The 12898-nt window shown below is 35.2% G+C and carries 12 protein-coding genes; 9 read left to right on the plus strand and 3 right to left on the minus strand.

Annotated features, from left to right (window positions below; genetic code table 11):
- The first annotated feature begins 117 nt into the window (after window positions 1-117).
- From ACZ0AH_RS00945 to ACZ0AH_RS00955, 3 genes are all read left to right on the plus strand, one after another.
- Window positions 118-1533, plus strand: coding sequence for an ATP-binding protein (locus ACZ0AH_RS00945; protein WP_463478078.1), 1416 nt, complete (start codon window positions 118-120; stop codon window positions 1531-1533).
- A gap of 10 nt (window positions 1534-1543) precedes the next feature.
- Window positions 1544-2326: an enoyl-CoA hydratase/isomerase family protein gene (locus ACZ0AH_RS00950; RefSeq protein WP_463474026.1), complete on the plus strand. Its 783-nt coding sequence runs from the start codon at window positions 1544-1546 to the stop codon at window positions 2324-2326.
- A 123-nt stretch (window positions 2327-2449) separates the two neighbouring features.
- A complete protein-coding gene (locus ACZ0AH_RS00955) occupies window positions 2450-2860 on the plus strand; it encodes a hypothetical protein (protein ID WP_463474027.1) in 411 nt (136 codons plus the stop codon).
- Between the two features lie 378 nt (window positions 2861-3238).
- On the opposite strand, the gene ACZ0AH_RS00960 is transcribed toward ACZ0AH_RS00955, so the two are convergent.
- From ACZ0AH_RS00960 to ACZ0AH_RS00970, 3 genes are all read right to left on the minus strand, one after another.
- Window positions 3239-3892 (minus strand): metal-dependent transcriptional regulator, encoded by a 654-nt coding sequence (locus ACZ0AH_RS00960; RefSeq protein ID WP_463474028.1) that lies wholly within the window; start codon window positions 3890-3892, stop codon window positions 3239-3241.
- A gap of 99 nt (window positions 3893-3991) precedes the next feature.
- Window positions 3992-5860, minus strand: a complete 1869-nt coding sequence (locus ACZ0AH_RS00965) for an Nramp family divalent metal transporter (RefSeq protein ID WP_463474029.1) — start codon at window positions 5858-5860, stop codon at window positions 3992-3994.
- 74 nt (window positions 5861-5934) lie between these two features.
- Window positions 5935-6327, minus strand: a complete 393-nt coding sequence (locus ACZ0AH_RS00970; RefSeq protein WP_463474030.1) for a Fur family transcriptional regulator — start codon at window positions 6325-6327, stop codon at window positions 5935-5937.
- A 95-nt stretch (window positions 6328-6422) separates the two neighbouring features.
- Here ACZ0AH_RS00970 and ACZ0AH_RS00975 point away from each other — a divergent pair, with 95 nt between their 5' ends.
- From ACZ0AH_RS00975 to ACZ0AH_RS01000, 6 genes are all read left to right on the plus strand, one after another.
- Window positions 6423-6776, plus strand: a complete 354-nt coding sequence (locus ACZ0AH_RS00975) for a MerC family mercury resistance protein (protein WP_463474031.1) — start codon at window positions 6423-6425, stop codon at window positions 6774-6776.
- The gene (locus ACZ0AH_RS00980; RefSeq protein ID WP_463474032.1) at window positions 6773-7684 is read left to right on the plus strand and encodes an NAD(P)/FAD-dependent oxidoreductase; all 912 of its coding nucleotides are present in this window, start codon (window positions 6773-6775) and stop codon (window positions 7682-7684) included. Before ACZ0AH_RS00975 ends, ACZ0AH_RS00980 begins: the two co-directional genes overlap by 4 nt.
- Before the next feature lie 262 nt (window positions 7685-7946).
- Window positions 7947-10208 (plus strand): TonB-dependent receptor, encoded by a 2262-nt coding sequence (locus ACZ0AH_RS00985; RefSeq protein ID WP_463478079.1) that lies wholly within the window; start codon window positions 7947-7949, stop codon window positions 10206-10208.
- Between the two features lie 251 nt (window positions 10209-10459).
- Window positions 10460-10924, plus strand: a complete 465-nt coding sequence (locus tag ACZ0AH_RS00990; RefSeq protein WP_463474033.1) for a thioredoxin family protein — start codon at window positions 10460-10462, stop codon at window positions 10922-10924.
- An 18-nt stretch (window positions 10925-10942) separates the two neighbouring features.
- Window positions 10943-12136 carry a lycopene cyclase family protein gene (locus ACZ0AH_RS00995; protein WP_463478080.1) on the plus strand — a complete coding sequence of 398 codons (1194 nt, stop codon included), beginning with the start codon at window positions 10943-10945 and terminating at the stop codon, window positions 12134-12136.
- 318 nt (window positions 12137-12454) lie between these two features.
- Window positions 12455-12883, plus strand: coding sequence for an ArsR/SmtB family transcription factor (locus ACZ0AH_RS01000; protein WP_463474034.1), 429 nt, complete (start codon window positions 12455-12457; stop codon window positions 12881-12883).
- Window positions 12884-12898: the final 15 nt, after the last annotated feature.

Genomic DNA, 12898 nt, shown 5'->3' on the forward strand with positions numbered 1-12898 from the left:
TTTTCAGTCGCAGTTTCTTGCTGACACTGAAAACTGCGACTGCGACTGAAAACTAAAAACATGCAAAACAACTTCAAAATGTCGATGCTTTCATTGCGTACCAGGATTTTCCTGTCGATGATTGTATTGATTGTTGTGGCATCTTTTTTATTGGCTTCCATTTCTATTATTCAGTTTAAAAATGAAGCTAAAGAATATCATCAGGAACGTCTCGAACGCAAAGAAAATGCGGTAAAAGAACATATCAATTATGTTTTGTCGACTACAACATATCCTTTAAAAACAGGAAATTTAGATCTTATTTTTAAAGATAAAATCCACGAATTAGCGCAGATTCACAAAATCGAAATCAATATTTACAGTCTTGACGGAAAATTACTTAAATCGTCAAAAGAATCTTTTGCAGTTGATAAAGTAGCGCCGCCAATTCCGGAATATATCCTGAAATTAGTACGTTCTTCAATCGAAAAACGTTTTGTAGACATTAAAACCATCGACGGAGTTAAAAACCGATCATCTTATAGTTTAATTAAAGATGAGAAATTCAAACCACTCGGCGTTTTAAATCTCCCTTATATAGAAGATGACGGCTATTACGATAACGAATTAAATACCTTTCTGATTCGGTTAAGTCAGGTTTATTCATTTATGTTGGTCGTGGCATTTGCATTGGCCTATTTTCTTTCGACCTATATCACGAAATCACTAAAAACCATTTCAGACAGATTGGAAGAAACCAATTTAGATCAGAAAAACGAGAAAATCGTCCTGGAAGCAAATAGCAAAGAAGTCAATTTCCTGATAAAAGCGTATAACGGAATGGTCGATAAACTCGAAACCAGCGCCATTAAACTTGCCCAAAGTGAGCGTGAAGAAGCTTGGCGCGAAATGGCGAAACAAGTTGCACACGAAATTAAAAATCCGCTTACGCCGATGAGGTTGACGGTTCAGAGTTTTCAGCGCAAGTTTGATCCGACGGCGCCTGATGTAAAGCAGAAACTAAACGATTATTCCGAAACTTTAATTCAGCAAATTGATACAATGACGGCGGTTGCTTCGGCATTTTCAAATTTTGCTTCGATGCCGGCTCAGCAAAACGAAACCTTAAATGTGGTTGAAGTTGTAGAGCTTTCGTTGGATATTTTCAACGAAGATTATATTGTTTTTGAAAGCGAAGAAGAAGAAATAATATCAAAAATGGATCGTACGCAACTGATTCGGATTATTACCAATTTGGTTAAAAATGCAACTCAGGCAATTCCCGAAAGTCAGTTTCATAAATCTATTTTGGTTACCGTAAAACGAAGAAATAATAATGTTGAAATTGCGGTAAAAGACAACGGAATTGGAATTCAGAAACTGGATATCAGTAGAATTTTCGAACCAAAGTTTACCACCAAAACCAGCGGAATGGGACTTGGACTCGGAATTATAAAAAACATCATAGAAAATTACAAAGGAACAATTACCTTTGAGTCAACTTACGGAAAAGGAACCACATTTACAGTTTCTTTACCCATAACAAATACATAAATTCAGCGTCATGAACTACGAAAATCTTTTAATCTCGATTGAAGAAAAAATTGCAACCGTAACCATTAACAGACCTACAAAACTAAACGCTTTAAACAAAGCTACCATTAGCGACCTAAGTAAAGCCATAAAATTATTAGGCAAAAATGATGACGTTCGTGTGATTATCATTACCGGAAGTGGCGAAAAAGCATTTGTGGCCGGAGCCGATATCTCAGAATTTGCAAATTATACTATTGTCGAAGGCGCTCAATTAGCTGCAGAAGGACAAGAATCATTATTCGATTTTATAGAAAATTTAAAGAAACCCGTAATTGCTGCCGTAAATGGTTTTGCACTTGGCGGCGGACTAGAATTGGCAATGGCGTGTCATTTTAGAGTAGCGTCTGACAATGCAAAAATGGGATTACCGGAAGTTTCCTTAGGATTAATTCCAGGTTACGGAGGAACGCAGCGTTTGCCACAATTAGTGGGTAAAGGCCGAGCAATGGAAATGATTATGACCGCAGCCATGATTTCTGCCGAAGATGCGAAACAATACGGTTTGGTAAATCACGTGGTTCCACAAGCTGAACTTTTAGAATTTACAGCTGGAATTGCCCAAAAAATCATTAAAAATGCTCCATTTGCCATCAATAAAGCGATAAAAGCAATAAATGCTAATTTTACAGATGGTAAAAATGGTTTTGATACCGAAATAAAATCATTCGGAAAATGCTTCGGAACCCAGGATTTTAAAGAAGGAACAACAGCATTTTTAGAAAAACGTAAAGCCGAATTTACCGGTAAATAAAGTTATACTACAGAGTTTCAAAGAAAATTTTATATAAAGCTTTACGAACTTTGCAGTTAAATAATAGACAAAGGTTTTAAAAACTTAGAACCTCAGCATCTCAGAACCTTAGCACCTTAAAAAATGTACGAACCAATATTCGCTCTTTTTTGCGAACGCGTTAAAGAAAGCATCCAAGCCGGCACTTTTGCCAAACTTACCCTGGCCAAAACTATGGGTGATACCGAAATCAAGAACATCTATTTCCGTTTGGCGATAAATGAAGACAATACCTATTCAATTGCATTAACAACCCGCTATAAAACCGAAGAAATAGAAAGCACTCATGCTTTAGACGAAGCTTTATTGCTATTGGGAACTTACATCAAAAACCCGTTTTTGACAGCACTTTTATTCACCACCGATAATGACGTGACTTTTAAAGTAAACAAGAAAAACGCCGGAAGTATTATCGAACAGGAACCAACTTTTAAAAATGCTTCGCCGGTAATGCTCGAAATGATAGAGAAGGGAATTGTTAATAATCGTAATTAGTTTTAGGAGCTTAATCGGGGCTATGATACCCGACTTGTCAGACTGAGCGGAGTCGAAGTCCAGTTTACTAAATTCGTTGTCATCAACGGATTAAAATCCGTTCCTACAAATGATTCGTTATTCAGGAACTTTTTAAGGCAAGAGCCGTCGGCTCGATTTATATTGTAGGGACGGATTTTAATCCGTCCAAATAATAATCCGTCCAAATAAAGTTTCCATTTCTATAGTGCTTGAGACAGCCCGTTTGTCAGACTGAGCGAAGTCGAAGTCCCGCAAAGTGATTCAGCAAACGAGGCTTCGACTTCGCTCAGCCTGACAAAGAATAAATTCTTCGTGAACCTCTGCGCAATTCTCTGCGAATCTCCGTGAAACAACCCTCTAAGCCAGCTTTACAAACAAATTAGAAGCTATTTTATTCGAAATAGACAATTCGCGGCCATCAATTTTAATTTTAACAGATAAATCAAAAGATTCTTTAGATAGAAGTTCAATTTGAGAACCCAAAGCAATTTCTTGTTTATCGAGATATTTCAAAAATTCCGAAGAAGTATCTTTTACGCCCACACAAATTCCGGTTTGATTCTCTGTTAATTCCGAAAGTAAGTGTTTTTCAATCTTAACAATTCGTCCATTAGCATCCGGAATTGGATCTCCATGCGGATCTTCGGTAGGATTTCCCAAAAAGTCATCCAGACGATTAATCAATTGTTCAGATTTAATGTGTTCCAGCTGTTCTGCAATATCGTGAACCTCATCCCAGGTAAAATTCAATTTCTCAACCAGAAAAACTTCCCATAAACGATGTTTTCTAACAATCATCTTTGCTGCAAGTTTTCCATTTTCTGTCAACGAAACACCTTGATATTTTTTATAATTCACCAAATCTTTCTCTGATAGTTTCTTAAGCATATCCGTAACCGATGAAGCTTTGGTTTCCATCATTTCCGCAATAGCATTCGTGCTTACTTCAGCATCATTTGAAGCCGTAAGATGATATATCGATTTAAGATAGTTTTCTTCTGAGAAAGTCATTTTTTGAAAGGTTCTAAGGTTCTGAGTTGCTAAGATTCTAAGTTTAAAAGCGTCAAAGGAAAAATCTCAGAAACTTAGCAACTCAGAACCTTAGCCACTTTATTTAACAATCAACAAAGGTATTGAAATTTTATGTCTCAATTTGTCTACGGTTGTACCAAAAACAATATCTTTTAATCCAGTGTGGCCGTGGGTTCCCATGACCAGAATATCGAAATTTCCCTCATTGATAATCTTCGGAATCACGGTGTTAGGTTTTCCGAAACCAAGTTCTGTTTCGATTTTGAAACCCTTCTGCGAAAGCATTTCTTTATATTCTAATAATAATTTTTCGTCGATAGTCGTCTCGTGATCGTCAACATGACCGCCATACATCAAAGCGCCAACAGTTTCAACAATGTGAATTAAGGTGTATTGCGCGTTGATTCCGCCCAGTTCGAAAGCATTATTAAGTGCGGTTTCATCGGCTTTAGAAAAATCGACAGAAATTGCTATGTTTTTCTTGCTGTACGTTTCCCTTGGTGCATATTGCAGTTTCAAATGATGAGGTGAATGATTTTCTATGTTTGATTTTGCTCTGGCAATAAAAGGTTTAAATACGATATAAAGCAATAATGCTAAAAAACCAAAAGCAAGCGGAACAACAGTAAACCAAAGAATTATAGGGTGAGAAGAACTTTCAAGCCAGAAAGTAATTTCGTCATAAACCAGTTTCGCATTCAACGAAACAATAATCAAAGCAATAATCCAGGCAACAATTTGAGTCATTCTCGAAATATGAAACCCTTTCATTTTGGTTTTATCACTTACAAAATGAATCAGCGGAATAATTGCAAATCCCAATTGCAAACTCAAAATAACCTGACTTAAAATCAAAAGTTTTCCGGTTACGCCCTCACCATAAATTAAAATCACGACAACTGCCGGAACAATGGCAATTAAACGCGTTATAATTCGGCGAACCCAAGGCTGAATTCTTAAATTCAAATAGCCTTCCATTACGATTTGTCCGGCCAAAGTTCCCGTTACGGTTGAGCTTTGTCCTGCGGCAATTAAAGCTACGGCAAATAAAACCGGAGCCCATTTGGTTCCTAATAAAGGTTCAAGAAATTTATGTGCATCCTGAATTTCGGCAACTTCAAACATTCCGTTTCTGTAAAATGTGGCTGCAGCCAAAATTAAAATAGCGGCGTTTACAAAAAAAGCAAGGTTTAAGGCAATTGTAGAATCGATGAAATTATACTTCAATGCTTGTTTAATTCCTGCGGGAGTTCTGTCGAATTTACGGGTTTGTACCAAAGAAGAATGTAAATACAAATTGTGAGGCATTACCGTTGCACCAATAATCCCGATAGCAATATATAAAGCAGCAGAATTTGGAATTGAAGGAACCAAACCATAAATCACTTTGTGTAATTCCGGTTCGGCAAAAATCATTTCGAAAATGAAAGAAAACCCAATAATGGCTACTAATACAATTATAAAAGCTTCCATTTTTCGAATGCCTTTATTAATTAAGAATAGTAATAAAAAAGTGTCCAGAACGGTAATTAAAACACCTTCGATAAGCGGAATATCAAAAAGAAGATTTATTCCGATCGCCATTCCCAGAACTTCTGCAAGATCGCAGGCTGCAATGGCAATTTCGGCTAAGAAATATAAAATATAGTTGATAAATTTAGAATAGGTTTCTCTCGAAGCCTGCGCCAAATCACGTTGTGTTACGATTCCGAGACGCGCACTTAAACTTTGCAACAGCAAAGCCATTAAGTTGCTCATTAGCAAAACCCAAAGCAAAGAATACCCAAACTGACTTCCGCCGGCAATATCTGTCGCCCAGTTTCCGGGATCCATATAACCAACACTTACTAAATATGCCGGACCTAAAAAGGCTAATATTTTTCTGAAACCTGTTTTTTTATGCTCTGTAGCAACCGATTGGTTTACCTCTTCTAAAGATTTAGTCATTGTAAAAAAATTGTTTTACCAAATATATATAAAAATAGCATTAGTGCAACAAAATTTTTAGACGAGTCTAAAACTTAAATGTTAGAATTTAAACAATTCGGACATAATCCTGATAATGTAAAGTTTATATCATGGACTTTGTAATTGTGCGGAATAATATAACTCGGCTTCACACTTTCGAGGCAAGTAACTTCATGACAATTTTCGCAACTAAAATGTGCATGGTTATGAATGTGCACACGCTGCGCATGATGATGGCATTTTGCATATTTTACCGTTCCGTCAAGATTTACTACTTTATGAATTATATCATCATTTACCAACCGATCAAGTATCCTGTAAGTCGTAACGCGATCACATAAATCATTAAGTTCTTTTTGGATTTCGGTATGAGACAAAGCTGTTTTAGATTTGCTAAAAATCTCTAAAACGGCTGTCTTTGCTGCGGTGTTACGTGTTGTTTTCATTTGATATGAATTATAAACTTTATCGCAACATTGTTGCAATTTGATTTTTATGTATATATTTGCAACAAAATTGCATTAAGCAAATGTAAAGAAAAATGAAGAAAACCAGCACAATTATTTACGATATTTTAGGAATTTCGAGCGCGACTATTTGTTTAGTTCATTGTTTAATTTTTCCGCTTTTAACTATTTTGCCTTTAGGTTTAAGCCATAATCCATTTGTTGATTTGCTTTTTGCAACGATTGGTTTGTTTGCCATTTTTAAGATTATCAAGTCCACAAATCTTTTGGTAGCGAGTATTCTTATTCTTTCAATGTCTCTGATTTGGATTAGTGTTTTGACTGAACTTTTTCTGGACATTCATCTCGATCTGATATTCATTGGAGGAATCGGAATGATTATCGGGCATTTTTTAAATTATAAATCACATAAAAGTAAAACAACATGAGAGAACAATCACATTTTGAAGTTATAATTATTGGCGGAAGTTATAGCGGACTTTCGGCGGCGATGAGTTTGGGCCGTTCTTTGCGACAAGTTTTGGTTATAGACAGCGGCTTGCCTTGCAATAGACAAACACCACATTCGCATAATTTTATCACACATGACGGCGAGAAACCCTCTGTTATTTCGGCGAAAGCCAAACTGCAAGTTGACCTTTACGATACCGTTCAATTTTATAACGGATTAGCAATAAGTGCAATTAAAACTGAATCCGGATTTGAAATCAAAACAGAGTCAGGAAAAGTATTTACCTCTAAAAAACTATTATTCGCAACCGGAGTCAAAGATTTGCTTCCGCAGATTCCTGGTTTTGCGGAATGTTGGGGAATTTCAGTTTTGCATTGTCCGTATTGTCATGGTTACGAAGTCAAAAAAGAAAAAACGGCAATCATTGCAAATGGAGAGATGGCTTTTGAATACGCGAAACTAATTTCAAATTGGACTAAAGATCTGAGATTGTTAACGAATGGAAAATCAACTTTAACTCCGGAACAAACTAATCTTCTCAAAAAATATAAAGTTGAAATCGTCGAAGAAGAAATTGATGCTATAGAACATAAAAACGGAAATATCCAGCAAGTTATCTTCATAAATCAATCAAAACTCGAAGTAAAAGCCATTTATTCGAAAACGCCATTTGAACAGCATTGTCCGTTACTGGAAATTTTAGGCTGCGAATTAACAGAACAAGGTTTATTGAAAGTAGATGCTTTTCAGAAAACCACAATTCACGGCATTTTTGCAAGCGGCGATTGTCATATTCAGGCACGATCTGTTGCAATGGCAGTTTCTTCGGGATCTTTCGCCGGCGCCATGATTAATAAAGAACTTATTGACGAATCGTTTGTTTAGTTTTTTATTTGAACTCATAGAAACATAGTTATTGCAAATATTAAAAAGCGTTTCACTTTGCATGAATTCACATAGTCTGACTATGTCTTAGAAAGCTAGTTCTTTTTGTCTTCTAAAAAAAAAGAAACTATAAAATCTATGTTTCTATGTGTTTAAAATATCCGCAATTCATTGAATTAAAACACTTTTAAAAGTTTTTTGCTTTAGAAACATTGTTTGTCAAATTTAATTTTTAGATTTGTCTAAATTTAATTTTATAATGATGAAAAAACTATTTTTGATATTGCTTTTGTTTAGTTTACAATTTTTGTTTGCACAAAAAACTTCTTCCCTTTCTGGATTTATTTCGGGCGAAGACCACAAATTACATTTGGCAAACATTCATTTGTTAGGAACAAAACATAAAACAGTTACAGATAGTTTAGGATATTATAAATTAGAAAATGTTGCTGTTGGAAATTATACGATTCAGATTTCTCAAATGGGTTTTCAGACTTTAAAAAAGAAAATCGAAGTGTTGAAAGATTCGATTCAGTCATACGATTTTGAATTGACTGATAATGAAAACCAGCTTAATGAAGTCGTGGTTTCCGGAACTTTAAAACCGGTAAAACGATTAGAAAGCGCTGTTCCGGTTGAGGTTTATTCGCCGGTTTTCTTCAAAAAAAATCCAACGCCAAGTATTTATGAAGCACTTCAGAACATAAATGGCGTTCGGCCTCAGCTAAATTGCGGTGTTTGTAATACGGGCGATATTCATATCAATGGTTTGGAAGGTCCGTATACACTGGTTTTAATTGACGGAATGCCCATTGTAAGCAGTCTTTCGACGGTTTATGGTTTATCCGGAATTCCGAATTCGCTGGTCGAACGAATCGAAATTGTCAAAGGTCCGGCGTCATCTCTTTACGGAAGTGAGGCAGTTGGCGGTTTGATTAACATTATTACCAAAAACCCAACGAACGCGCCAGTTTTTTCTGGAGATGTTTTTTCGACAACATACTTAGAAACGAATGTCGATTTGGGAATGAAATTCAATCCGACTAAAAAATCAACCACACTTTTAGGAATTAATTATTTCGATTACAATCAGGTTGTGGATAAAGACAAGGATAATTTTACTGATGTTACGCTTTCTGAACGGATTTCGGTTTTTAATAAGTGGAGTTTTCTAAGAGATAATAATCGCCTTTTTACGATCGCAGCGCGCGGTATGTACGAAGATCGCTGGGGCGGAGATGTGCGTTGGGAGAAAAAGTACCGTGGCGGTGACGAAATATACGGCGAAAGTATTTATACCAAAAGAGGTGAATTAATTGGAAGTTATCAATTGCCTTTTGAAGAAAAACTGATGCTTTCGTTCTCCGGAACCGTGCATTATCAAGACAGCCGTTACGGAACAACTTCCTACATCGCGAATCAGAAAATTGGTTTCCTGCAATTAACATGGGATAAAAAATTGGGACGAAATGATTTCCTTGCCGGAATTGCCAATCGATATTCGTATTATGACGATAATACCACGGCTACAAAGGAAGCAGAAAGTACCTGGCTGCCCGGAATTTTTGTTCAGGATGAAATTACGCTTTCGCCAAAAAGCCAGGTTTTGTTAGGAATGCGATACGATTATAACTCGATTCACGGTTCTATTTATACGCCAAGAGTGGCGTATCGATGGAAGAAAAATGAAAATACTATTTTTCGTTTGAATGCCGGAACCGGATTTCGTGTCGTGAATTTATTTACCGAAGATCACGCCGCGCTTACCGGTTCCAGAGATGTTGTGCTAAAAAGCAATCTGAAACCGGAACAATCTGTAAATGCAAACTTGAATTACATTCAGAAAATAAACTTTACAAATGGAATTTTTATCGGAATTGAAACTACGGCTTTTTATACCAGATTCAGTAATAAAATCATTTCCGATTATGAAACCGATCCCAACAAAATTATTTATGACAACATCAACGGTTACGCCATAAGTCAGGGAATCAGCACCAATGTTGATGTCAATTTTCCAACAGGATTAAAAATGATTTTGGGAGCAACCGTTTTAGATAATAAAAATGTCGAGAACGGAATTTCAGAAACGCCCTTTTTAACGGAGAAATTTACCGCAACCTGGAGCATTTCGTATAAAATAGAATCCTTAAATTTATTGTTGGATTATACCGGAAATGTTTATAGTCCGATGAAGTTGCCTTTGTTGAGCGATCTGGATCCAAGAAGTCCAAAATCGCCTTGGTACAGTATTCAGAATATTCAGTTTACCTATTTTGGATGGGAAAATTTTGAGCTTTACGGAGGAATCAAAAATCTGTTGAATTTCACTCCAAAGCAAAATAATCCGTTTTTGATTTCAAGAACTAATGATCCTTTTGATAAAAATGTGCAATATGATTCGGCGGGAAAAGTTTTGGTAACGCCTGAAAATCCGTATGGTTTAACTTTTGACACGACTTATGTTTACGGCCAAAACCAAACAATTCGCGGTTTTTTCGGGTTGCGATATACTTTGAGGTAAATGGCACGCGGATGACGCAGATTCAACGGATTTATACGGATTTTATACTATTGACTTTGTAATCTTTGAAATAAAAAAGTAAAATTTGATGCTACTAATTATCGCGAATTAAATTCAAGAAAATTAGTGTAATTCGTGGCAAACCTTCTTCAAATAATAAGATTTGTCAGGCTGAGCGGAGTCGAAGCCCCGTTCCAATTCATAAGCCTTCGACTCCGCTCAGGGTGACAATCGGATAAAAAAGAAATAAAATGAAAAAGCTAACCTTAATTATTTTCTTCTTCGCATTTACTTCTGCAGGATTTTGCCAACTCAAAGGCAGATCTTTTGAGGCAATTGATAGTTTACAGCAAATTCAAAAACGAAAAATTATCGTTTTCATTCATACAGATTGGTGTCAGTTTTGCCAAAGAATGAAAAGCACGACATTCAAAGATCAGGAAATCATTCAAAAACTGAATTCCGATTTTTATTTTGTGGATTTGAATGCAGAAGAAAAACGAGATATTACGTTTAATAATCAGATTTTTAAATACCAGCCTTCGGGAAATAATGTTGGCGTTCATGAATTAGCCTTGCAATTAGGAACGGTCAACAGGCAAATTGTTTATCCGGTTTTATGTGTTTTGAATGAAAAAAGGGAAATTATCTTACAATACAATAACTATCTTAATCCAGAGGATTTTAAACTTGTTTTAGAAAAATTGAAAGAATAAAAATCCTTATTTTTGAGCATGAATTCTTCGCAAATAAAACACTTCGATTACATCTTTACCGGAACGGGTTTATCTGCTTTGATGACCGTTTATAAGATGGTATTGTCTGAAAAATTTTCAGATAAATCGATTTTGTTGTTAGATCAGGATCCGAAAAAAACAAATGACAGAACCTGGTGTTTTTGGGCTGAACAGGAAACATTATGGGATTCTATAGTTTCTAAAAAATGGGATTCGGCTTTATTTGCCAATAAAGATTTTAAACGTGATTTGGCGTTGAAACCTTATCAATACAACGAAATTCGGGGAATTGATTTTTATGATTTTGTTTTTACAGCGATTTCAAAACATTCAAATATTACTTTTTTAAAGGAGAAGGTAACAGATATTAACGAACTCGAAACCCATGTTTTTGTTGGTACCGAAGCAAATCGTTACACTTGCGATTCTTTATTCAACAGCATTTATACCAAAGCTTTTGCTTTAAGCCAAACTAAATATCCCGTTTTACAGCAGCATTTTATTGGTTGGTTTGTAAAAACGGATGTTGAAATCTTCAATCCGGAACAAGCGACTTTCATGGATTTTTCGGTAGAACAAAAAGGCAATACGCGTTTCATGTATGTTTTGCCAACTTCTAAAACCGAAGCTTTAGTCGAATATACTTTATTTTCTGAAAAACTTCTTCCAAAAGAAGAATATGAAAATGAGATTCAGCTTTATCTGGAAAAACTCGGAATTCAGCAGTATGAAATTATCGAAAAGGAGCAGGGAAGTATTCCAATGACCGCATATCCCTTTTGGAAAAAGAACACTAAACGCGTTTTGAATATAGGAACTGCCGGGGGCTGGACAAAAGCAAGTACGGGCTTTACGTTTAGAAATTCGGATAAAAAATCTTCTGAATTAGTGAAGTTTGTTCAGGATAGAAATCCTTCGACTTCGCTCAGGAAGACAACAGAATGGATCAAAATGTCATCATTTCATAAAAAAAGCCGATTCTGGTTTTATGATTTATTGCTTTTGGATATTCTTCACAAACATAATGAGTTAGGAAGCCCTATTTTTTCTTCTTTATTTAAAAAAGGAAATCCGGCTTTGATTTTTAAATTTTTGGATGAAGAGACGAACCTGATTGAAGATTTTCAGGTAATTTTAAAATGTCCTAAAATGCCTTTTATAAAAGCATTGTTTCGGGTTTTGCTTAAATAATTTTCTTTCACGCAGATTTGGCAGATGAGCAGATTTATTTGAACGCTGTCTGACCCTAAATAATATCAAAAGAAAATCTCCAAAATCTGCGAGCCTTTTATTTTTTACTTTGAGATATTGTCAAGATATTCTATTATCGTAAAAAATAGTTTATACCTCGTAAACATAGATTTGTCTCTATAAAAATGTCTTATTCTTTTGTTTTTAGAACTTTTTCGGGTGATTGAAAATTCATTTTAAATCTAGTTTTGCCAATTGAAAACAATGTAGATCTGATGTAATCGTTCTTTAACGATACTGAATTAATTGGCAAATTTTATGGGAATCACCAAACACTTAAATTTTGATTTAGAGACAAAAGCAATAGGAAAAATTTGCAAAGCACTTGGACATCCTACGCGAATTCAGATTATGACGCTTTTGTGGAAAAGAAATAATAGAACTTGTGGCGAAATTGTTGAATTAATTCCGTTGGCACAATCAACGATATCCAAGCATTTATTAGAATTAAAAAAGGCAAATTTGGTAAATGTAAAAAATGAAGGAAAAAAAACAATTTATTCTATTGAAGTTCAAAAAATAGAAATGCTTAAAAAATATTTGTCCAGTTATCTTTCTACTATTGAAATTTCCGAAAAAAATAAATTAACGGTTTCCACAACAAGACATAAAATAAGAAGCGCAAACAGCCATTTGAAACAATACAATTATCAATTTCCGGATAAAAGAATAAAAGAAGCCATTTAGACATCAAAAATCAAT

It is taken from the genome of Flavobacterium sp. AC105 (genome assembly GCF_979258495.1).

Coding starts and splice junctions, on each gene's coding strand:
- ACZ0AH_RS00945 (WP_463478078.1), top strand. CDS start 118: ATGATTGTATTGATTGTTGTGGCATCTTTTTTATTGGCTTCCATTTCT.
- ACZ0AH_RS00950 (WP_463474026.1), top strand. CDS start 1,544: ATGAACTACGAAAATCTTTTAATCTCGATTGAAGAAAAAATTGCAACC.
- ACZ0AH_RS00955 (WP_463474027.1), top strand. CDS start 2,450: ATGTACGAACCAATATTCGCTCTTTTTTGCGAACGCGTTAAAGAAAGC.
- ACZ0AH_RS00960 (WP_463474028.1), bottom strand. CDS start 3,892: ATGACTTTCTCAGAAGAAAACTATCTTAAATCGATATATCATCTTACG.
- ACZ0AH_RS00965 (WP_463474029.1), bottom strand. CDS start 5,860: ATGACTAAATCTTTAGAAGAGGTAAACCAATCGGTTGCTACAGAGCAT.
- ACZ0AH_RS00970 (WP_463474030.1), bottom strand. CDS start 6,327: ATGAAAACAACACGTAACACCGCAGCAAAGACAGCCGTTTTAGAGATT.
- ACZ0AH_RS00975 (WP_463474031.1), top strand. CDS start 6,423: ATGAAGAAAACCAGCACAATTATTTACGATATTTTAGGAATTTCGAGC.
- ACZ0AH_RS00980 (WP_463474032.1), top strand. CDS start 6,773: ATGAGAGAACAATCACATTTTGAAGTTATAATTATTGGCGGAAGTTAT.
- ACZ0AH_RS00985 (WP_463478079.1), top strand. CDS start 7,947: ATGAAAAAACTATTTTTGATATTGCTTTTGTTTAGTTTACAATTTTTG.
- ACZ0AH_RS00990 (WP_463474033.1), top strand. CDS start 10,460: ATGAAAAAGCTAACCTTAATTATTTTCTTCTTCGCATTTACTTCTGCA.
- ACZ0AH_RS00995 (WP_463478080.1), top strand. CDS start 10,943: ATGAATTCTTCGCAAATAAAACACTTCGATTACATCTTTACCGGAACG.
- ACZ0AH_RS01000 (WP_463474034.1), top strand. CDS start 12,455: ATGGGAATCACCAAACACTTAAATTTTGATTTAGAGACAAAAGCAATA.